Annotated in this window: 17 protein-coding genes; 12 read left to right on the top strand and 5 right to left on the bottom strand. The window is 55.2% G+C overall.

Annotation, left to right across the window (positions count from 1 at the left end; all coding sequences use genetic code 11):
• Window positions 1-70: 70 nt before the first annotated feature.
• The 3 genes from dgt (at window position 71) to AB6T85_RS10135 (ending at window position 4,479) form a co-directional block, all read left to right on the top strand.
• Window positions 71-1,585 (top strand): dGTPase, encoded by a 1,515-nt coding sequence (gene dgt, locus AB6T85_RS10145; protein ID WP_369895467.1) that lies wholly within the window; start codon window positions 71-73, stop codon window positions 1,583-1,585.
• A gap of 145 nt (window positions 1,586-1,730) precedes the next feature.
• Entirely contained in the window at window positions 1,731-3,158 is a 1,428-nt protein-coding gene (degP, locus tag AB6T85_RS10140) for a serine endoprotease DegP (RefSeq protein WP_253455198.1), read from the top strand.
• Between the two features lie 163 nt (window positions 3,159-3,321).
• Window positions 3,322-4,479: a CdaR family transcriptional regulator gene (locus AB6T85_RS10135; protein ID WP_125289084.1), complete on the top strand. Its 1,158-nt coding sequence runs from the start codon at window positions 3,322-3,324 to the stop codon at window positions 4,477-4,479.
• A gap of 92 nt (window positions 4,480-4,571) precedes the next feature.
• On the opposite strand, the gene AB6T85_RS10130 is transcribed toward AB6T85_RS10135, so the two are convergent.
• The 5 genes from AB6T85_RS10130 to map all read right to left on the bottom strand — a co-directional run bounded on the left by AB6T85_RS10130 (window position 4,572) and on the right by map (window position 10,938).
• Window positions 4,572-4,964, bottom strand: coding sequence for a DUF3461 family protein (locus AB6T85_RS10130; protein WP_253455197.1), 393 nt, complete (start codon window positions 4,962-4,964; stop codon window positions 4,572-4,574).
• Window positions 4,965-5,275: 311 nt separating this feature from the next.
• Window positions 5,276-6,100: a 2,3,4,5-tetrahydropyridine-2,6-dicarboxylate N-succinyltransferase gene (gene dapD, locus AB6T85_RS10125; protein ID WP_369895465.1), complete on the bottom strand. Its 825-nt coding sequence runs from the start codon at window positions 6,098-6,100 to the stop codon at window positions 5,276-5,278.
• Window positions 6,101-6,191: 91 nt separating this feature from the next.
• Window positions 6,192-8,837: a bifunctional uridylyltransferase/uridylyl-removing protein GlnD gene (gene glnD / locus AB6T85_RS10120; RefSeq protein WP_253455196.1), complete on the bottom strand. Its 2,646-nt coding sequence runs from the start codon at window positions 8,835-8,837 to the stop codon at window positions 6,192-6,194.
• A gap of 200 nt (window positions 8,838-9,037) precedes the next feature.
• Window positions 9,038-9,652 carry a hypothetical protein gene (locus tag AB6T85_RS10115; RefSeq protein ID WP_369895464.1) on the bottom strand — a complete coding sequence of 205 codons (615 nt, stop codon included), beginning with the start codon at window positions 9,650-9,652 and terminating at the stop codon, window positions 9,038-9,040.
• A gap of 491 nt (window positions 9,653-10,143) precedes the next feature.
• Entirely contained in the window at window positions 10,144-10,938 is a 795-nt protein-coding gene (gene map, locus AB6T85_RS10110) for a type I methionyl aminopeptidase (RefSeq protein WP_253455194.1), read from the bottom strand.
• 330 nt (window positions 10,939-11,268) lie between these two features.
• Here map and rpsB point away from each other — a divergent pair, with 330 nt between their 5' ends.
• The 9 genes from rpsB (at window position 11,269) to bamA (ending at window position 21,536) form a co-directional block, all read left to right on the top strand.
• The gene (gene rpsB, locus AB6T85_RS10105) at window positions 11,269-11,994 is read left to right on the top strand and encodes a 30S ribosomal protein S2 (RefSeq protein WP_253455193.1); all 726 of its coding nucleotides are present in this window, start codon (window positions 11,269-11,271) and stop codon (window positions 11,992-11,994) included.
• A 206-nt stretch (window positions 11,995-12,200) separates the two neighbouring features.
• Window positions 12,201-13,052, top strand: coding sequence for a translation elongation factor Ts (gene tsf / locus AB6T85_RS10100; RefSeq protein WP_253455192.1), 852 nt, complete (start codon window positions 12,201-12,203; stop codon window positions 13,050-13,052).
• A 145-nt stretch (window positions 13,053-13,197) separates the two neighbouring features.
• The gene (pyrH, locus tag AB6T85_RS10095) at window positions 13,198-13,923 is read left to right on the top strand and encodes a UMP kinase (protein ID WP_253455191.1); all 726 of its coding nucleotides are present in this window, start codon (window positions 13,198-13,200) and stop codon (window positions 13,921-13,923) included.
• Window positions 13,924-14,041: 118 nt separating this feature from the next.
• Window positions 14,042-14,599 carry a ribosome recycling factor gene (gene frr, locus AB6T85_RS10090; protein WP_125289093.1) on the top strand — a complete coding sequence of 186 codons (558 nt, stop codon included), beginning with the start codon at window positions 14,042-14,044 and terminating at the stop codon, window positions 14,597-14,599.
• A 124-nt stretch (window positions 14,600-14,723) separates the two neighbouring features.
• A complete protein-coding gene (gene ispC / locus AB6T85_RS10085; RefSeq protein WP_253455190.1) occupies window positions 14,724-15,926 on the top strand; it encodes a 1-deoxy-D-xylulose-5-phosphate reductoisomerase in 1,203 nt (400 codons plus the stop codon).
• Window positions 15,927-16,096: 170 nt separating this feature from the next.
• The gene (ispU, locus tag AB6T85_RS10080; RefSeq protein WP_253455189.1) at window positions 16,097-16,849 is read left to right on the top strand and encodes a (2E,6E)-farnesyl-diphosphate-specific ditrans,polycis-undecaprenyl-diphosphate synthase; all 753 of its coding nucleotides are present in this window, start codon (window positions 16,097-16,099) and stop codon (window positions 16,847-16,849) included.
• Between the two features lie 18 nt (window positions 16,850-16,867).
• Window positions 16,868-17,722, top strand: a complete 855-nt coding sequence (gene cdsA, locus AB6T85_RS10075; RefSeq protein ID WP_253455188.1) for a phosphatidate cytidylyltransferase — start codon at window positions 16,868-16,870, stop codon at window positions 17,720-17,722.
• A gap of 8 nt (window positions 17,723-17,730) precedes the next feature.
• Window positions 17,731-19,080, top strand: a complete 1,350-nt coding sequence (gene rseP, locus AB6T85_RS10070; RefSeq protein WP_301251361.1) for a sigma E protease regulator RseP — start codon at window positions 17,731-17,733, stop codon at window positions 19,078-19,080.
• A 53-nt stretch (window positions 19,081-19,133) separates the two neighbouring features.
• Window positions 19,134-21,536, top strand: coding sequence for an outer membrane protein assembly factor BamA (bamA, locus tag AB6T85_RS10065; RefSeq protein WP_253455186.1), 2,403 nt, complete (start codon window positions 19,134-19,136; stop codon window positions 21,534-21,536).
• Window positions 21,537-21,693: the final 157 nt, after the last annotated feature.

Raw genomic sequence — 21,693 nt, 5'->3', positions numbered from 1 at the left:
TGTGGAAGTTGTTCAATGTAGTGCATAGTTTATCATGATTAGCAGGTTTAACTCATCAGGGTGGGCTAGTATGACAGCGACAGATTTCAGGACGAAATTCAGTTTCGAGCGGCCCTTTAATAACCGCGAAAAGCCCGAAGGCGAATATTATATTACCCGCCATTTTGAAAGCGATCGCGGACGTATTATTAATTCGGCGGCTATTCGGCGACTTCAGCAAAAAACGCAGGTCTTTCCTCTGGAGCGAAACGCCGCCGTGCGCTCGCGGCTGACGCATTCGCTGGAGGTGCAACAGACCGGCCGCTATATCGTGAAAGAGGTGCTTCAGGCATTGCGAAAGCAGCCTGGCGGGCTGGAAAAGTACGGCCTGGCCGATTTAACCGGCGCCTTTGAAAGCCTGGTGGAAATGGCCTGCCTGCTGCATGACGTCGGTAATCCGCCGTTCGGCCATTTTGGCGAGGCGGCGATCAACGACTGGTTCCGCGTGAATTTGCCCGGGCTGCTGACCGAGCCGCAGGAGGCCGGGGTTGATGACACCGAGCAGAATGAAAAATTTCTCGCCATGAATGCCCGTCTTCGTCAGGATCTTTGCCATTTTGAGGGCAACGCGCAGGCTATTCGCCTGGTGCATACGCTGCTTCAGCTTAATCTTTCCTATGTACAGGTTGCCTGCATTTTAAAATACACGGCGCCGGCCTGGTTTCAGGGCGAAAAACCGCCGCAGTTTAGTACGCTGATGAAAAAGCCAGGCTATTATCTTTCCGAAGAGAAGTACGTGGCCGATCTGCTCAGGGCAACCAACACACAGCAATATCATCGTTTTCCGCTGACCTATATTATGGAAGCCGCCGACGATATCTCTTATTGTATTGCCGACCTGGACGACGCCGTAGAAAAAGCGATTTTCAGCGTCGACCAGCTTTATCAGTTTTTAGAAGATGAGTGGACGCTGCTGCGAAAAAACAAAAAGGTCACCTCTGACGAACTCTTTGTAAAGATTGTCGGCTTTGCTTACACCGAGGCGCAAAGTAAAGAGCGTTATCGCAGCCGGAGCGATACCTTTTTTATGAAGCTTCGCGTTAAAGTACAGTCCGCATTGGTCGAGCACGCCGTTAAACGCTTTGTCGATAATATCGGGCCAATCTGGCAGGGAAGTTTTAATCATTCGCTGCTTGAAGATGACGGCGATGAAAACCAGCTGCTGAATCTGTTTAAAAAAGTCGCCAGAAAGCACGTATTTAATCATCCGGAAGTCGAACAGCTGGAGCTGCAGGGTTATCGGGTTATAAAAGGCCTGCTGGATATTTATAAGCCATTATTACAGCTTTCTTATCAGGATTTTAACATGCTGATAAATGAGGATTTCCATCCGGACTACCCAATTGAAACACGTCTGTTTCATAAATTATCCGGCAAGCACCGGAAGGCTTATTCGGTGCATATGAAAAACCTGAAGATCGAACAGCGATTTGAACGTCTGCTCTGGGAGCGTTATTATCGGGCGCGTTTGCTGCAGGATTATGTCAGCGGCATGACCGATCTTTATGCCTGGGACGAATATCGTCGTTTGATGGCAGTGGAATAAGCGTTTTTTCCGGCGGGTTTGTAAAGGCAGAGAATATTTTTTTACTTTTCGCTGAAACTTATACATGAACTTAGCGTTAAAAAATGACTCTTACCAGCACGTCCGCTGCACGTTTCGCCTATCAGAACAGAAGAGAATCAGACGCATGAAAAAAACACTTTTAGCCAGCGCGCTGGCCCTGAGCCTGGGAATGGCCATGGGCCCGCTGACCGCTACGGCCGCAGAAACGGCTTCCTCTTCCAGCCAGCAGCTGCCAAGCCTGGCGCCAATGTTAGAAAAAGTGATGCCTTCAGTAGTGAGTATCAACGTTGAAGGAAGCACAACGGTACGCACGCCGCGTTTACCTCAGCAGTTCCAGCAGTTCTTTGGCGGCAACTCGCCTTTCTGTCAGGATGGTTCGCCTTTCCAGGGCTCGCCAATGTGTCAGGGCGGCGGGCCGCAGGGCGGAGCCGATACCCAACAGGAGAAATTCCGCGCGCTGGGTTCAGGCGTAGTCATCAACGCAGAGAAAGGCTATGTCGTTACCAATAATCACGTAGTCGATAACGCGACGAAAATTCAGGTGCAGCTGAGCGATGGCCGCAAATACGAAGCTAAGGTGATCGGCAAAGATCCGCGCTCCGATATTGCGCTGATCCAGCTTAAAGATGCGAAGAACCTTACGGCGATTAAGATTGCGGATTCCGATAACCTTCGCGTCGGCGACTACACCGTGGCGATTGGCAACCCCTATGGGCTGGGCGAAACGGTTACCTCCGGCATTGTTTCCGCGCTGGGCCGCAGCGGCCTGAACGTGGAAAACTATGAAAACTTTATTCAGACGGATGCGGCTATCAACCGGGGCAACTCCGGCGGCGCGCTGGTGAACCTCAACGGCGAGCTGATCGGCATTAACACCGCCATTCTGGCACCGGACGGCGGCAATATCGGCATCGGCTTCGCCATCCCAAGCGATATGGTGAAAAACCTGACGGCACAAATGGTGGAATATGGCCAGGTGAAACGCGGCGAGCTGGGGATCATGGGCACCGAGCTGAACTCCGAGCTGGCGAAAGCAATGAAGGTGGACGCGCAGCGCGGCGCTTTTGTCAGCCAGGTACTGCCGAATTCTTCGGCGGCGAAGGCGGGCGTAAAAGCGGGCGACGTGGTGATTTCCATCAACGGCAAGCAGATTTCCAGCTTTGCAGCGCTGCGCGCGCAGGTCGGATCGCTGCCGGTCGGCACTAAAATGGCGTTGGGGCTGATCCGCGACGGCAAACCGATGACGGTCAACGTTGAGCTGCAGCAAAGCTCGCAGGCGAAAGTCGATTCCGGCAATATCTATGTCGGTATTGAGGGCGCCGATCTCAGCAACTACGATGCAAAAGGCATGAAGGGCGTGAAGGTCGATGACGTTAAGGCGGGCTCCGCCGCGGCGCGTATTGGCCTGAAGAAAGACGACGTGATTTTGGGCGTTAACCAGCAGGCGGTCGCTAACCTGGGCGAGCTGCGCAAAATCCTCGACGGCAAACCTTCCGTGCTGGCGCTGAACATTCTGCGCGGCGACGCCTCTATCTATTTGTTAATGCAGTAACTTCCTGCCGGATGCTGGCCCATAAGGCCAGCATCCCCCTTAACAACGCCTTTTCATCTTTCCGCTTATTTTTACACTCTGGATCACGCCTGGTGCATTTGCATGATGTCGCGACGCCAGCCTGCAGGTATGCTGGCCTGACGAGACATTTCAGGAGTGACGGATGGCCACCTATCATCTTGATGCCCGCCTTGCGCAGGAAATCGTTGCCCGCACCATGAAAATAATTGACAGCAATGTCAACGTGATGGACGCACGTGGCCGGATCATCGGCAGCGGCGACCGGGAACGTATTGGAGAAATGCACGAAGGCGCGCTGTTAGCGCTGTCTCAGGCACGGATCGTGGATATTGATGAAGCGGTAGCAAGACATCTGCACGGCGTGCGGCCCGGCATCAATCTGCCTATGCGTATCGATGGCGAGATCGTCGGCGTTATCGGCCTGACCGGAGAGCCGGAATCGCTGCGGCACTATGGCGAGCTGGTTTGCATGACGGCAGAAATGATGCTGGAACAGGCGCGACTGCTACATATGCTGGCGCAGGACAGCCGTCTGCGCGAAGAGCTGGTGCTGAATCTTATTCGCAGCGACACGCTTTCTCCGGCGCTGAACGAATGGGCGCAGCGGTTACGCATCGATCTTAACCAGCCGCGCGTGGTAGCAGTGGTCGAGGTCGACAGCGGCCAGCTTGGCGTGGACAGCGCCATGTCGGAACTGCAGCAGCTGCAAACGCTGCTTACCACGCCGGAGCGGGATAATTTAATCGCCATCGTGTCGCTGACCGAGATGGTGGTATTGAAACCTGCTTTTAACTCACATGGTCGCTTTGACGCGGAAGACCACCGTAAACGGGTGGCGCTTTTGCAGTCCAGAATGAAAGAAAACGGCCATCTGCGAATGCGTATTGCCTTGGGCAACTTTTTTACCGGGCCGGGCAGCATCGCCCGCTCTTATCGCACCGCGCGCACTACCATGCTGGTAGGCAAACAGCGCATGCCGGAAGAACGCAGCTATTTCTATCAGGATCTGGTGTTGCCCGTGCTGCTGGACAGCCTGCGCGGCGGCTGGCAGGCCGGAGAGCTGTCCCGACCGCTGGCAAAGCTGAAGGCCATGGACAATAATGGCCTGCTGAGAAGAACGCTAATCGCCTGGTTCAGCCACAACGTGCAGCCTTCAGCTACCGCGAAAGCGCTTTATATTCATCGTAATACGCTTGAATACCGGCTTAACCGCATTTCCGAGCTGACAGGGCTGAATCTGAGTAGTTTTGACGACAGGCTGCTGCTTTACGTGGCGTTGCAGCTGGATGATGAGCCTTAAAGCGTTGGCCGCAGAAACCTGGAAAAGAGTGACCAATGCGCCAGGCCCTGACGCATTGAAGAACGGAAACAGAGCAGGGAGTAACGGCGTGCTTAGCGGCTGTTGCGCGTCAGTTTTTCCAGATCGGCCTCAATTTCGGCGATCTTGTTGGTTACCACGCCTTCCAGATGACGCAGATCGTCCAGGATTTTGCGTTTCAGATCGACTTCCACCTGATCGCGCTGGCAGATCTGATCCAGCTCGTCAATCACGTAACGCAGGTTAGGGCTGATCTCCTGGATCTCTTTGAATCCCTGGCTGACGTTATCGGCCACCACGGTTTTGCGCTGGCGCGGATATTTAAACTTCACGCTTTTAGCGAAAAACTCACCCTTGTCTTTGCGAAAGTAGATTTTCAGAATGTCGTTGCTGGCTTCCTGACGCAGGCTGTAGCGATCGATGTCGTCGGGATTGGCGATACCTAAACCTTTCAGATTGTCATACATAAGATTTTTTCCTGTGCGGGAGAATAGTCATTCGGCTGCGCTTTACAAATATTCTGTGGTGCAAGGTGCGGTTTTTACCGGCCGCGCTGCGGCGGCACGTTGCTCCCTGTTTTTGCCAGGCCTGCTCGTCCCGTGCTCAGCTGAGTATATGTGAAAATCTGAAAAGGGGCGGGTAACCTGTACGCTCGTTGGCGCGGATTATCGCCTGGTTATTGCGCAATAGCATTACTTATTTTTTGATGGAAAACATCTTTTTAAGGCGGGCGTGTAAAGAAAAACTGACGGGCCGCAAAGCGCGGCCCGGAGGAGAATTAGTCGATGGTGCGCAGCAGTTCGTTGATACCGACTTTGCCACGGGTTTTCGCATCTACTTTTTTCACGATAACCGCGCAGTACAGGCTGTAGCTGCCGTCTTTGGAAGGCAGGTTGCCGGAAACCACTACGGAGCCGGCAGGCACGCGGCCGTAGTGCACTTCGCCGGTTTCGCGGTCGTAGATTTTGGTGCTCTGGCCAATGTAGACGCCCATAGAAATCACCGCGCCTTCTTCAACGATCACGCCTTCCACGATTTCAGAGCGCGCGCCGATAAAGCAATTGTCTTCGATGATGGTCGGGTTAGCCTGCAGCGGTTCCAGCACGCCGCCGATACCGACGCCGCCGGACAGGTGCACGTTTTTACCAATCTGCGCACAGGAGCCAACGGTCGCCCAGGTGTCCACCATTGAGCCTTCATCAACATAAGCGCCAATATTGACATAAGAAGGCATCAGCACGGTATTGCGTGCGATAAAAGCGCCCTGACGAACGGCAGCCGGCGGCACCACGCGGAAACCTTCTTTCTTGAAGCGAGCGTCGTCGTAATCGGCAAATTTCATCGGAACTTTGTCGTAATAACGGCTTTCTGCGCCATCAATCACCTGATTGTCATTGATGCGGAAAGAGAGCAGCACGGCCTTTTTAAGCCACTGATGCGTCACCCACTGGCCGTCGATTTTCTCAGCCACGCGCAGCGCGCCGCTGTCCAGCAGCGCGATAACCTGGTTAACCGCTTCTCGCGTAGCGGTATCGGCATTGGCTGGGGTAATCTCGGCGCGGCGCTCAAAGGCGCTCTCAATAACACTCTGTAACTGTTGCATTAATTAAGCTTTCCTGTGTCAAATCATGTTTCGGGACGCGCCTGCAGCTAATCGGCCGCGCGCCCGAAAGCGGGGTAAAAGTAAATCCTGGTCACACTTTATCGTTTGGATTAAGGGCCTCTGTCAACCGTTGTCGCAACTCGTGGCGTAATTCGCGGCTGAGCGCGCGGCGATCGCTGTTGGCCAGGATAAACAGATCCTCGACGCGCTCGCCGATGGTGCTGATGCGCGCGCCGTGCAGCGATACGTTCAGATCGGCGAAGATCTCCCCAACGCGCGCCAGCAGACCCGGCTGATCCAGGGCGATCAGTTCCATATAGGTGCGTCTGTCGGTATGGCTCGGTAAGAATTTCACTTCGGTATCCACGCTAAAATGTTTTAGCCTGGCCGACTGGCGGCGGACTCTCGCTGGCTGGAAGCTGGTTTGCCCGATAGCCTGATCCAGCGCCTGGCGGATGGCCTCGTGTCGATCCGGCGCCAGCGGGCTGCCGTCCGGCTCCAGCACGATAAAGGTATCCATCGCCATACCGTCGCGGCTGGTAAAGATCTGTGCGTCGTGCACGCTAAGGTTGCGTCTGTCCAGTTCGCCCGCCACGGTGGCGAACAGATAAGGACGGTCCGGGCTCCAGATAAAAATTTCCGTGCCGCCGCGTGTCGCCTGAGGGCTGAGCAGCACCAGCGGCTTCGACAGATCGTGTTCCATCAAATGACGAGCGTGCCAGGCCAGCTGGTTTGGCGTGTGGCGCAGGAAATAGTCCGCTCTGCAACGCGCCCAGATATCGCGCAGCGCCTGCTCATCCAGATTGTCCATACGCAGCAGCGCCAACGCCTGCAAACGGTGATGGCGGACGCGTTCTCGCAGATCAGGGCTGTGTTCCATTCCGCGCCGCAGCTGTTTCTCGGTAGCGAAAAACAGCTCGCGCAGCAGGCTCTGCTTCCAGCTATTCCACAGTGTTTCGTTGGTGGCGCAGATATCCGCTACGGTCAGACAAACCAGATAGCGCAGCCGGTTTTCGTTCTGCATCACCTCCGCGAAATGCTGGATCTCGGTGGGATCCTGAATATCGCGCCGCTGCGCCGTCACCGACATCAGCAGATGGTGACGTACCAGCCAGGCGACCAGCTGCGTTTCCCGCGAGTTCAGCCCATGCAGCTCGGCAAATTCCAGCGCGTCCTGCGCGCCCAGCACGGAGTGATCGCCGCCGCGGCCTTTGGCGATATCGTGAAATAGTCCGGCCATCAGCAGCAGCTCCGGCTGCGGCAGACGCGGCCAAATCTCTACGCAGAGCGGATGGCGTGGACGAGTCGCTTCATTGGCGAAGCTTTCCAGCTTTTGCAGGACGCGAATAGTATGCTCATCCACGGTATAGGCGTGAAACAGGTCAAACTGCATCTGGCCGACAATATTGCCCCACTGCGGCATATAGGCCCACAGCACGCTGTGACGATGCATAGGTACCAGCGCCCGGCTTACCGCGCCCGGATGCCGCAGGATGGACAGAAACAGCTCCCGCGCTTTGGGAAGCGTGCACAGCGGCTGCTGAAGCTGACGACGGGCAAAGCGCAGCTGGCGCAGCGTGGTGGAATAGATGCCGGTAATATTCGGCGTGCGCACCATCGTGTAAAACATGCGCATGATAGCAACCGGGTCGCGAGCGAACAGCGTTTCGTCAATCAGATCGATTAAGGTGCCGCGCAGCTGAAATTCATCGTCAATGGCGCGCGGTTTTTCATCCTCGCCCAGCGCCAGGATAGCCTCGTCGAACAGCTGTAGCAGCATCTGGTTCAGCTCGCCGATACGGCCGGTAACGCGATAAAAATCTTTCATCATGCGCTCGACCGGCTCGTTGCCTTCGCCCTGATAGTTCAGACGCTGCGCCACGTTCAGCTGGCGATCGAACAGCAGCCGGTTATCGTAGCGGCTGAGCGTCAGATGCAGGGCGAAACGTATACGCCACAGCAGGGACTGACACTCGTTCAGCTCGTTGCGCTCGGCCTGCGTCAGAAAGCCAAAACCGACCATTTCATCCAGAGACGTGGCGCCAAAGTGGCGGCGCGCCACCCACAGCAGCGTATGGATATCGCGCAGGCCGCCGGGACTGCTTTTGATATCCGGCTCCAGGTTATAACTGGTACCGTGATAGCGCTGGTGGCGCTCCTGCTGCTCGGCAATTTTGGCGGCGAAAAAGCGATCGGAAGGCCAGAAACCTTCGCTGAAAACGTTTTTCTGCAGTTCGAGAAACAGCGCGACGTCGCCGACCAGCAGGCGTGATTCAATCAGGTTGGTCGCGACGGTAAGATCTGACAGGCCTTCCAACAGGCACTCTTCCAGCGTTCTCACGCTGTGGCCGACTTCCAGCTTCAAATCCCACATCAGCGTCAGCAGCTCGCTGGTGCGCTGTGCATCCTCTTCGGAAAGCGGCCGTCGGCTCAGGATCAACACATCAATATCGGAAAGAGGATGCAGCTCGGCCCGCCCGTAGCCGCCCACGGCAACCAGCGCAATATCCTCCTGCTCCGGGAAACCGTAAAAGCGCCACAGGCGGCGCAGCAGGCGATCGATAAACAGCGTGCGGGCGGCGATAAGCTGCTCAACGGCTTCTCCGGCGTCAAAGGCCTGGCCCAGCCGCTGCTGGAAGTCATCAAGGTGCTGCTTCAGCGTATCGCGCGTCAGCTCCGCATCTGTCCATTCAGCAGGAGAATATGCCTGCCCGTAATCTCTAATTATCGTGTTCACGCCAGCGCTCCCGCATTCTCTGCCGCACAAAGACAAGCAGTGACAATAGCGTTTACCGGCACCAGAGATCAAAAGAAACTGGCAGATAGCAGATGGGATTTTTACCGCCGTGCTGGCTGGCAGAGCGGTAATAAAAAGAGTGAGGGCTAAATGGGGGAGTGGCCTGCCTCACTGTCGGCGGTCAGAGAACGAACAGAGCGCTATTTAAACCAGGCCGCGACGGCGGCAATAGCGGCAAGCGTGGCGGGAATAATCGTCAGCAACAGAACGGTTTGCTTGTTGATAGCTTTCTGTAACGTCTCATGAATTTCGCCTCGCAACGAAACGATGTCGCCTTTCAATTCGCCTTTTGAGGAGGCCATATCTTCTTTCAGCTCGCCTTTTGAAGCGGCCATATCCTCTTTCAGCTCGCCTTGCAACGAAACGATGTCGCCTTTCAGCTCGCCTCTTAAAGAGGCTATTTCTTCTTTCAGCTCGCCTCTTAATGAGGACATATTATCTTTCAGCTCGCCTCTTAACGAGGCCATATCCTCTTTCAGCTCGCCCCTTAACGAGGCCATTTCCTCCTTGAGCTCGCCGCGCATAAGCGCCATCTCGCCTCGTAACGAAATGATTTCGCCTTTAAATTCGCCGCCCATAAATGTCATTCGCTCTGTAAGCTCGCCGCGCATTGTCGCCATTTCAGTGCGAACATTCGCGACATCGGCGTGGGTGGCGAAACTCTCGGAGCGCACGGTAAGCACAGCCAGATTGTGGCTGATTACGGCGACATCGTTTTCAAGCTTCCTTACTCGCGGTTCGATATTCTCTGTCATGCCTCCTCCTCCATCGCCGCCTGAAGAGCGCAGCGCAGGCAGTCCGGGTTTATGATCGGCGTCATTCAAAGGTGCATCCCTGAGCGCGTAACCCATAGCTGCCTCCTTGATTCGTTTCCTCCTCTGGCCAGCGTGCGGCCACAGAGCAGAGGCACAGGCCTCCACAATCGGCACGGCGTCCCAACTCGTTATTAATTGTTTGCGCTAAAAGGAATGGCTTTTCCATTTGCTTGATCTCCCTGTGTAAATTAGCTGCTTCCTGCAGAAAGGCTACGGGGTAATGCCCCTACACTTTTCATGCCTTGAGCAATTTACAACCACAAGGTTAATCAGGTCCAATGAAAAAAAGTGTTCGTAAACCCTGGGCTGAATAGAAAGCCCGTCAGGCTGGATGGAAGGCAGGCAGCGAGAGCGGTAAAGAAAGATCCGGGGTGAGAGAGCAATGCTTTTGACCCGGCAGCAAAGCTGCCTGCCGGGTTATTTGACAAAGATTACGCGTCGGCGGTCAGGATTGCCGGGATGGTATCGTCTTTACGCAGCGTCATAATCTCGCAGCCTGTTTCCGTCACCACGATGGTGTGTTCATACTGGGCGGAAAGACTGCGGTCTTTGGTTTTCACCGTCCAGCCGTCTTTCATGCTGCGAATGCGATAATCGCCTGCGTTAACCATCGGCTCGATGGTAAAGGCCATACCGGCCTGCAGCACCACGCCGCCGTCGTCCGCGTCATAGTGCAGCACCTGCGGTTCTTCATGAAAGCCTTTGCCGATGCCGTGACCGCAATATTCGCGTACTACGGAAAAATCCTGTGCTTCAACAAATTTCTGGATTTCGCGACCGATAGTGCGCAGGCGAATCCCTGGCTTCACCATACGCAGCGCCAGATAGAGGCTCTCCTGAGTTACGCGGCAAAGGCGTTCGCCCTGAATCGTCGGTTTGCCGACGATATACATTTTAGAGGTATCGCCGTGATATTCGTCTTTAATGACGGTTACGTCGATATTGACGATATCGCCATCCTTCAGGATTTTATCATCGCTTGGAATACCGTGGCACACCACTTCGTTGACCGAGATGCAAACGGATTTAGGGAAGCCGTGATAGCCCAGGCTGGCCGAAACGGCTTGCTGGGTGTTAACGATATAGTCATGGCACAGGCGATCGAGTTCGCCGGTGCTGACGCCGGGCTTGACGTGCTCTTCGATCATTTCCAGCACTTCTGCCGCCAGGCGACCGGCTACGCGCATTTTCGCGATTTCTTCAGGGGTTTTGATTGTAATTGCCATTAATTTAGTCCGCAGCTGTCGCTATTTTCGACAATAATAAAGGAAGTGCAGCAATGTTAGCAGCCCACCTGGCCGCTGCCAATTCCCGTTTACGGCGCGGCAGGTAAAGCGAACAATCATTGGCTTCACCTGCGTCTTTATGGTATAAAGCGCGCCGACGATTCTCTGTGGGCAAGATTGCAGAGAAACGCATAACTCTCACTATGTGTAAATAACACACATGTATCGACACGTACGCCGGGGTGCCTTAAAGCGCTGCGCAAGCGGCCCGAGAGGTCGGTCGTATGGGATACATGGAGGCTTAACCCCAATCAATTTACAGAGGTAATCATGGCAACTGTTTCCATGCGCGACATGCTCAAGGCTGGTGTACACTTCGGTCACCAGACCCGTTACTGGAACCCAAAAATGAAGCCATTCATTTTCGGCGCTCGTAACAAAGTTCACATCATCAACCTTGAAAAAACTGTACCAATGTTCAACGAAGCGCTGGCTGAACTGAACAAGATCGCTGCCCGTAAAGGCAAGATTCTGATCGTTGGTACCAAGCGCGCTGCAAGCGAAGCGGTAAAAGAGTCTGCGCTGAGCTGCGACCAGTTCTTCGTAAACCATCGCTGGTTAGGCGGTATGCTGACCAACTGGAAAACCGTTCGTCAGTCCATCAAGCGTCTGAAAGATCTGGAAACTCAGTCTCAGGATGGCACCTTTGACAAACTGACCAAAAAAGAAGCGCTGATGCGTGCTCGTGAACTGGCCAAGCTGGAAAACAGCCTGGGCGGGATCAAAGACATGGGCGGCCTGCCAGACGCGCTGTTCGTTGTCGATGCTGACCACGAACACATCGCTATCAAAGAAGCAAACAACCTGGGCATCCCGGTTTTCGCTATCGTTGATACCAACTCTGATCCAGACGGCGTTGACTACATCATCCCAGGCAACGACGATGCAATCCGTGCTGTAAGCCTGTACCTGACCGCTGTGGCTACCACCGTACGTGAAGGTCGCTCTCAGGACCTGGCTCAGCAGGCAGAAGAAAGCTTCGCTGAAGCTGAGTAATAAGGTTTGCTCCACAGAGAGCCCTTATACCCGTCAGGGTAAAATCAGATGTTAATCTGTAAGGGGCCTTAATTGGCCCCTTTATTTTGAATTCGCTTTGCCGCTGGTGACCCATCGGCGGGGCAATATTTCTCCCGAGAAACAGGCATCTGTTGTGGCGCCATCAGGCGAACCGGGCAGGTGCTGAGCTAACCGAGGATTCGAGAATGGCTGAAATTACTGCTGCTCTGGTAAAAGAACTGCGCGAGCGCACTGGCGCTGGCATGATGGATTGTAAAAAAGCGCTGACCGAAGCTAGCGGCGACATCGAGCTGGCGATCGAGAACATGCGTAAATCTGGCGCGATCAAAGCGGCGAAAAAAGCAGGCAACGTGGCTGCTGACGGCGTGATCAAAACCAAAATCGACGGCAACTACGGCGTGATCCTGGAAGTTAACTGCCAGACCGACTTCGTTGCTAAAGACGGCGGTTTCCAGGCGTTCGCTGACAAGGTGCTGGATGCGGCTGTTGCCGGCAAAATCACCGATGTTGAAGTGCTGAAAGCGCAGTTCGAAGAAGAGCGCGTTGCGCTGGTTGCTAAAATCGGCGAAAACATCAACATTCGTCGCGTCGCGACCCTGGAAGGCGACGTGCTGGGCAGCTACCTGCACGGCGCACGTATCGGCGTACTGATCTCTGCAACCAACGCTGACGAAGAGCTGGTTAAGCAGCTGGCCATGCACGTTGCGGCAAGCAAGCCAGAATTCGTTAAGCCAGAAGACGTGTCTGCAGACGTGGTAGAGAAAGAATACCAGGTTCAGCTGGATATCGCGATGCAGTCCGGTAAGCCGAAAGAAATCGCAGAGAAAATGGTTGAAGGCCGCATGAAGAAATTCACCGGCGAAGTTTCTCTGACTGGTCAGCCTTTCGTGATCGACCCGTCTAAAACCGTTGGCCAGCTGCTGAAAGAGCAGAACGCTGACGTGGTTAACTTCATCCGCTTTGAAGTGGGCGAAGGGATTGAGAAAGCAGAAACCGATTTCGCAGCAGAAGTTGCGGCGATGTCTAAGCAGTCTTAATCGTTTGACCAGAACCGCCATCCGGCGGTTCTTTTTTATCTGCCGTATCCGGCAATTTTCAGTCTCATCCCAATAGCATTTTCTCACTACTCGCGGGATGATAGCGCAGATTTAACTCCTCAATACTGCTTCCAGGAAAAAAACCATGGCGACCAATGCAAAACCTGTTTATCAACGTATCCTGCTGAAACTGAGCGGCGAAGCTCTGCAAGGCGCGGAAGGCTTCGGTATCGACGCCAGCGTGCTGGATCGTATGGCTCAGGAAGTGAAGGAACTGGTTGAGCTGGGTATTCAGGTAGGTGTGGTTATCGGTGGCGGCAACCTGTTCCGCGGTGCGGGCCTGGCACAGGCCGGCATGAATCGCGTTGTGGGCGACCACATGGGTATGCTGGCAACCGTAATGAACGGTCTGGCGATGCGTGACGCGCTGCACCGCGCCTACGTTAATGCTCGTCTGATGTCGGCTATTCCGCTGAACGGCGTTTGTGACAACTACAGCTGGGCAGAAGCGATCAGCCTGCTGCGCAACAACCGCGTGGTGATCTTCTCCGCCGGCACCGGCAACCCGTTCTTTACTACGGATTCGGCGGCCTGCCTGCGCGGTATCGAAATCGAAGCGGACGTCGTGCTGAAAGCGACCAAGGTTGACGGCGTTTACTCTGACGACCCGGTAAAAAATCCGGACGCCACGATGTACGATCAGCTGAGCTACACCGAAGTGTTGGAACGTGAATTGAAAGTGATGGATCTGGCCGCCTTTACGCTGGCCCGTGACCATAAACTACCGATCCGCGTCTTCAATATGAACAAGCCGGGCGCGCTGCGCCGCGTAGTGATGGGTGAAAAAGAAGGCACCCTGATTACGCAATAATGTCCGTTAGCACATAAAATAAGGTATATTCTGCCTTTGTAGTGCGTTACGCACGCTAACAGATAGCTAACAGGCTCTTCTGAGCCTGTCAGGTTAACCAGAATTCAAGGGTTACAACGTGATTAACGAAATCAGAAAAGATGCTGAAACGCGCATGGACAAGTGCCTGGAAGCATTTAAAAACCACATCAGCAAAATCCGCACCGGCCGCGCGTCGCCAAGCATTCTTGACGGCATCATGGTCGATTATTACGGCTCCGCCACGCCGCTGCGTCAGCTGGCCAGCGTAACCGTGGAGGATTCCCGTACGCTGAAAATCAACGTATTTGACCGCTCGATCAGCGCGGCCGTTGAAAAAGCGATCATGGCTTCTGACCTGGGCCTGAACCCAAGCTCAGCGGGCAGCGACATTCGCGTGCCGCTTCCGGCGCTGACGGAAGAGCGTCGTAAAGACCTGATTAAAATCGTGCGCGGCGAAGCCGAGCAGGGTCGCGTTTCCGTACGTAACGTGCGTCGCGATGCCAACGATAAGGTTAAAGCGCTGCTGAAAGATAAAGAAATCAGCGAAGATGAAGAGCGTCGTTCTCAGGATGATATCCAGAAAATGACCGACGTGTTCATCAAGAAAGTCGATGCCGCGCTGGCAGAAAAAGAAGCGGAGCTGATGGACTTCTGAGTCGATCCGCGCCGTGACTTAACGCCGTACAGGGTGCCTTTTTCGGAGGGTAGTCTTACGGCGTTTTGCATTTAATCCCCTGGCTGGCGACTTATCGTCGCAGGTCACTACACAGAGCACCTTCATGAAGCAACTGACCATTCTCGGTTCCACCGGTTCAATCGGTACCAGCACGCTGGCCGTCATTAAAGCGAATCCCGATCTGTTCGCCGTTAAGGCGCTGGTGGCCGGGCATAACGTCGGGCTGATGGCGGAACAGTGTCTCGCTTTCCGGCCGGCTTATGCGGCCATGGCCGACGAGAAGTCCGCCAGCGCGTTACGGCTGCGGTTGAAAGAGCTGAACGTGGCGACCGAGGTGCTGAGCGGCGAACAGGCTGCCTGCGATCTGGCCGCGCTGGACGACGTGGATCAGGTTATGGCGGCGATCGTTGGCGCGGCAGGCCTGCTGCCGACGCTGGCGGCCATACGCGCCGGTAAGGCCGTGCTGTTGGCCAATAAAGAGTCGCTGGTCACCTGCGGCCAGCTGTTTCTGGAGGCGGTAAGCGAATTTAAAGCGCAGCTGCTGCCGGTCGATAGCGAGCATAATGCCATTTTTCAGAGTTTGCCCGCTTCCCTCCAGCGCCAGTTAGGATACGCTTCTCTACAAGATAATGGCATTGACAGCATTATTCTTACGGGGTCGGGTGGCCCTTTCCGTGAAACGCCGCTGGCGGACCTGGCGCAGATGACGCCGGATCAGGCCTGCGCGCATCCGAACTGGACAATGGGGCGAAAAATCTCCGTTGATTCGGCCACCATGATGAATAAAGGTTTGGAATATATTGAAGCCCGCTGGCTTTTTAACGCGACCGACGCGCAGATGGAAGTGGTGCTGCATCCGCAATCGGTGATCCATTCCATGGTGCGCTACCGTGACGGCAGCGTGCTGGCGCAAATGGGGTCGCCGGATATGCGTACGCCTATCGCTCACGTAATGGCCTGGCCGCAGCGAGTGCAGTCCGGCGCAAAACCGTTGGATTTTGCCCGCATGAGCGCCCTGACGTTCGCCGAGCCGGACTACGCGCGTTATCCCTGCCTCAAGCTGGCTATCGACGCCTGTAAAACCGGGCAGGCCGCGACTACCGCGCTGAACGCCGCTAATGAGATTGCCGTTGCCGCTTTTCTGGATGCGCAAATCCGATTTACCGATATTGCGCGAGTGAATATGAGCGTTCTGGAAACGCTTTCCTGCCGCGAGCCGGAGAGCGTGGAGGCGGTACTGGATATCGACAGGCGCGCGCGCGCTACGGCGAAAACCTGTTTGTCGCGTTTTCCAACCGCACGCTAACCAGCGTGCGTTTGTGGGGCAGGGGTGGAGGTGTTACAATCTGCGCCCGTCCTTAAAGCGACGTAGCGATACAGCGACAGCTGCCGTGGCCGACACGGCTTTTTTACGTCAAGCGGGCAAACTATTTCAGAAACCGTCGTATTTCTGATTAAAGGAAATAATTACGCGTTATGTCGTCCGAAAATCAAATAAAAACCGATGACCAGTCGGGAGAAAATCCCCGCCACGTGGCCATCATTATGGATGGCAATGGCCGCTGGGCCAAAAACCAGGGGAAAATGCGCATTACCGGCCATAAGGCGGGCGTAAAGTCCGTGCGCCGCGCGGTAAGCTTTGCCGTCAGCAATAAGCTGGATGCGCTGACCCTGTATGCCTTCAGCAGCGAAAACTGGAACCGTCCTCCGCAGGAAGTGATGGCGCTGATGGAGCTGTTTGTCTGGGCTCTGGACAGCGAGGTGAAAAGCCTCCATAAACATAACGTACGCCTGCGAATTATTGGCGATACGGGCCGATTTAACGCTCGTTTGCAGGAGCGTATCCGGCGCGCCGAGGAACTGACTCAGCAAAATAATGGACTTACCCTGAACATTGCCGCGAATTATGGCGGACGTTGGGATATTATTCATAGCGTCAGGAAAATTGCAGAACAGGTGCAGGAAGGTCTGGTTCGTCCGGATCAGATCGAGGAAGAAACCCTCGCACAGCATCTTTGTCTCAACGATCTGGCACCTGTGGATCTGGTAATAAGGACAGGGGGAGAGCATCGAATCAGTAATTTCTTGCTGTGGCAGGTTGCCTATGCGGAGTTCTTTTTTACCGATGTTCTTTGGCCTGATTTTGATGAACAAGTTTTTGAAGGTGCACTGAATGCGTTTGCACAACGAGAGCGTCGCTTTGGCGGCGCAGCACCCGGCGGCGCCTGAGCGCACTGGGGGTAATCCTTGCTGAAGTCACGCCTGATTACCGCATTGATACTTATCCCGATTGTGATTGCGGCGCTGTTTCTGCTGCCGCCTGCCGGTTTTGCTATCGTCACGCTGGCTATCTGTATGCTGGCGGCGTGGGAGTGGGGTCAGTTCGCTGGCCTGGCCTCCAGCTCCCAGCGCGTCTGGCTCGCGGTTCTGTGCGGGCTGCTGCTGGCGTTCATGACGTTTACGCTGCCTGCTTACCATCCTGTGCATCTTCCCCTTATTGCGGGCTCGCTTTGGGCGGCGCTGGGCTGGTGGATAGTTGCGCTGCTGCTGGTGTTGACCTATCCCGTATCCGCCGCGCTGTGGCGCTCGTCTCGTGCTTTACGCCTGTTGTTTGGTATTCTGACCATTGTGCCCTTCTTCTGGGGCATGGTGGCGCTGCGCCAGTATCATTACGACAGCGACCATTTTGCCGGCGCCTGGTGGCTGCTCTACGTGCTGTTTCTGGTATGGGGCGCGGATTCCGGGGCCTACATGTTTGGTCGTCTGTTCGGCAAACACAAGCTGGCGCCAAAAGTTTCGCCGGGGAAAACCTGGGAAGGGTTTTTTGGCGGCCTGGTCACTACGGGCATTATCGCCTGGCTGTTCGGGCTGTGGGCGCCGCTGAGCGTATCGCCTGTGACGCTGCTGACCTGCTCCATTGTCGCCACGCTGGCTTCCGTATTGGGCGATTTGACCGAGAGCATGTTCAAGCGCGAAGCGGGCATTAAAGACAGCGGACAGCTTATTCCAGGTCATGGTGGTATTCTGGATCGTATCGATAGCCTGACGGCGGCGGTGCCGGTATTCGCCTGCCTGCTGTTGCTGGCTTTCGGCACGCTATAAGGGACGTTATGTTGAGTATACTCTGGAGCCTTGGGGCCTTTATCGTTGCGCTGGGCATTCTGATCACCGTGCATGAATTTGGCCATTTCTGGGTGGCGCGCCGCTGCGGTGTCAAAGTCGAACGCTTTTCTGTCGGCTTTGGCAAGGCGCTGTGGCGACGTCGCGACAGCCAGGGCACCGAGTATGTTATCGCGCTGATCCCGCTGGGCGGCTATGTTAAAATGCTCGACGAACGCGTCGAAAGCGTGCCGCCGGAGCTTCGCCATCTCTCCTTTAATAATAAAACCGTCGCGCAGCGCGCCGCTATTATCAGCGCCGGCCCGCTGGCTAATTTCCTGTTTGCCATCTTTGCTTACTGGCTGGTTTTTATCATCGGCGTGCCTGGCGTACGGCCTGTGATTGGTGAAATAGTGAGCGGTTCGCAGGCTGCCGAGGCGCAAATTGCGCCTGGAATGGAACTTAAGGCCGTTGACGGTATCGAAACGCCTGACTGGGAAGCTGTGCGGATGGCGCTGGTAGCGAAAATTGGCGACCAGCAGACTACGCTCAGCGTGGCGCCTTTCGGCACCAGCCAGGTTCAGGATGTCCGGCTTGATTTGCGTAACTGGCATTTCGCGCCTGACAGGGAGGATCCGGTCGCGTCGCTGGGCATTCATCCTCGCGGTCCGCAGGTTGAAACCGTGCTGGCAGAAATCCAGTCCGGCTCCGCTGCGGCCAGAGCAGGTTTGCAAGCAGGCGACAGGATCGTTAAAGTCGGGGGTCAGCCGTTGGCGCAGTGGCAGCAGTTTGTCGCCGAGGTTCGCGATAATCCCGGCAGGCCGCTGGCGGTTGAAGTTGAGCGACAGGGTGCATCAGTGGCCCTGACGCTGACGCCGGATGTTAAGCCGGGCAACAAAGCGGAAGGGTTTGCGGGCGTGATCCCACGCATCGTTCCGCTGCCGGACGAATACAAAACGGTTCGCCAGTATGGGCCGTTTGCGGCCGTTGGCGAGGCCAGCGTCAAAACCTGGCAGCTGATGAAGCTGACGGTGACGATGCTGGGCAAGCTGATAGTTGGCGAAGTGAAGTTGAACAATCTCAGCGGGCCGATTTCTATCGCCCAGGGTGCTGGGATGTCGGCGGAATATGGCTTGATTTATTACCTGATGTTTCTTGCGCTAATCAGCGTGAATCTCGGGATTATCAATCTGTTCCCCTTGCCGGTATTAGATGGTGGACATTTGCTGTTTCTGGCGATCGAAAAGATCAAAGGTGGGCCGGTGTCTGAGCGAGTTCAGGACTTCAGTTATCGCATTGGCTCGGTTTTGCTGGTGCTGTTAATGGGGCTTGCACTATTCAATGATTTCTCGCGTCTCTGACAGGGTCAAACCTGCCTGATGCGAGAACCAGTTAGGAAGAATGCATAACAACGATGGCGATGAAAAAGTTGCTCATAGCGTCGCTGCTGTTTAGCAGCGCCACCGTATACGCGGCAGACGGCTTCGTGGTGAAGGATATCCATTTCGAAGGCCTGCAGCGAGTCGCCGTCGGGGCGGCATTGCTCAGTATGCCTGTCCGCGTAGGAGATACCGTCTCCGATGATGATCTCAGTAATACCATCCGCGCCCTTTTTGCGACCGGGAACTTCGAAGATGTTCAGGTTCTGCGCGACGGCAATACGCTGATCGTTCAGGTGAAAGAGCGTCCGACCATTGCCAGCATCACCTTCTCCGGTAACAAAGCGGTGAAGGATGACATGCTCAAGCAGAACCTGGAAGCGTCCGGCGTGCGCGTGGGCGAAGCCCTGGACCGCACCACTATCTCGACTATCGAGAAAGGGCTGGAGGATTTCTACTACAGCGTCGGTAAATACAGCGCCAGCGTTAAGGCCGTTGTTACGCCGCTGCCGCGTAACCGCGTCGATCTGAAGCTGGTCTTTACCGAAGGCGTGTCTGCGAAAATTCAGCAGATCAACGTGGTCGGCAATAAAGCCTTCAGCTCGGACGAGCTGATCTCGCGCTTCCAGCTGCGTGATGAAGTGCCATGGTGGAACCTGGTCGGCGACCGTAAATATCAGAAGCAGAAACTGGCGGGCGACCTGGAAACCCTGCGCAGCTTCTATCTGGATCGCGGCTATGCGCGCTTTAATATCGATTCTACCCAGGTCAGCCTGACGCCGGATAAAAAAGGCATTTATATCACCATCAACATTAACGAAGGCGATCAGTACAAGCTTTCCGGCGTAGTGGTGAACGGCAGCATGGCGGGACACTCGGCGGAAGTTGAATCCCTGTCCAAAATTCAGCCGGGCGAACTCTATAACGGTGCCAAAGTCACCAAAATGGAAGACGACATCAAGAAGATGTTCGGTCGCTACGGCTATGCCTATCCGCGCGTGATGACGCAGCCGGAAATCAACGACGCGGATAAAACCGTGAAGCTGCACGTCAACGTGGATGCGGGCAACCGTTACTACGTGCGTAAAGTGCGTTTTGAAGGCAACGATACCTCGAAAGATTCCGTACTGCGTCGCGAAATGCGTCAGATGGAAGGCGCGTGGCTGGGTAGCGATCTGGTCGAGCAGGGCAAAGAGCGTCTGAATCGTACCGGCTACTTTGAAACGGTGGAAACCGATACGCAGCGCGTGCCTGGCGCACCCGATCAGGTAGACGTGGTCTACAAGGTCAAAGAGCGCAACACCGGTACCTTTAACTTCGGCGTGGGTTACGGTACGGAAAGCGGCGTCAGCTTCCAGGTCGGCGTTACGCAGGAAAACTGGCTGGGCACGGGTAATACCGTCGGCATCAGCGGCACCAAAAACGATTATCAGACCTATGCTGAATTCTCGCTGACCGATCCGTACTTTACGGTCGACGGCGTCAGCCTGGGCGGTCGTGTCTTCTATAACGACTTTAAAGCGGATGACGCGGATCTGTCTGACTATACCAACAGAAGCTATGGTCTGGACGGCACGCTGGGCTTCCCGGTTAACGAGAACAACACGCTGCGCGTGGGTCTGGGCTATGTCCATAACGACCTGTCCAACATGCAGCCGCAGATCGCCATGTTCCGTTATCTGCGCTCCGTGGATCAGAACCCGGATCTGAACAAAGACGCTGACTATTCCGCAGACGACTTCACGTTCAACTACGGCTGGACGTACAACACGCTGGACCGCGGCTTCTTCCCAACCTCGGGTAACCGTACCAACCTGAATGGTAAAATCACCATTCCAGGCTCGGACAACGCCTTCTATAAAGCAACGCTGGATACGCAGCAGTATCTGCCGCTGAATCAGGATCGTACCTGGGTGCTGTTGGGTCGTGGTCGTGTAGGCTATGGTGATGGACTGAGCGGCAAAGAACTGCCGTTCTACGAAAACTTCTATGCGGGTGGCTCAAGCACCGTACGTGGTTTCCGCTCCAACACCATTGGTCCGAAGGCGGCTTACTACAATAACAACTCCAGCACCTGCTCAACGGGAACGCTGTGTGATTCCAACGATGCGGTCGGCGGTAATGCGATGGCAACAGCCAGCGCCGAGCTGATCACGCCAACGCCGTTCCTTAGCGAGAAATATGCGAATTCCGTGCGTACCTCGCTGTTCGTCGATGCCGGTACCGTGTGGGATACCGCATGGGAAAACACCGCAGAAACGCGCGCGGCAGGCATTCCGGACTACAGCGAGCCGAGCAATATTCGTATGTCGGCCGGTCTGGCGCTGCAGTGGATGTCACCACTGGGGCCGCTGGTGTTCTCATACGCTCAGCCGTTCAAGAAATATGATGGTGATAAAGCCGAACAGTTCCAGTTTAATATCGGTAAAACCTGGTAAGCTGCTACGCTTTGCAAACTTTGAGAAAAGCGCTGTCTGACTTTTCTCAACGCTCGCGGTGTCATACCGCGAGTATCGCGCCGTTCACTGGCAGCCTCGCGCTGCCTTAACGCGCAACACATGTGTCCTGGACACAAACGTTGATGGTAAGGAGTTT

It is taken from the genome of Erwinia aeris, assembly GCF_041224955.1.
Taxonomy (GTDB): Bacteria; Pseudomonadota; Gammaproteobacteria; order Enterobacterales; family Enterobacteriaceae; genus Erwinia; species Erwinia aeris.
This window is presented reverse-complemented; position numbering and strand designations above follow the sequence as displayed.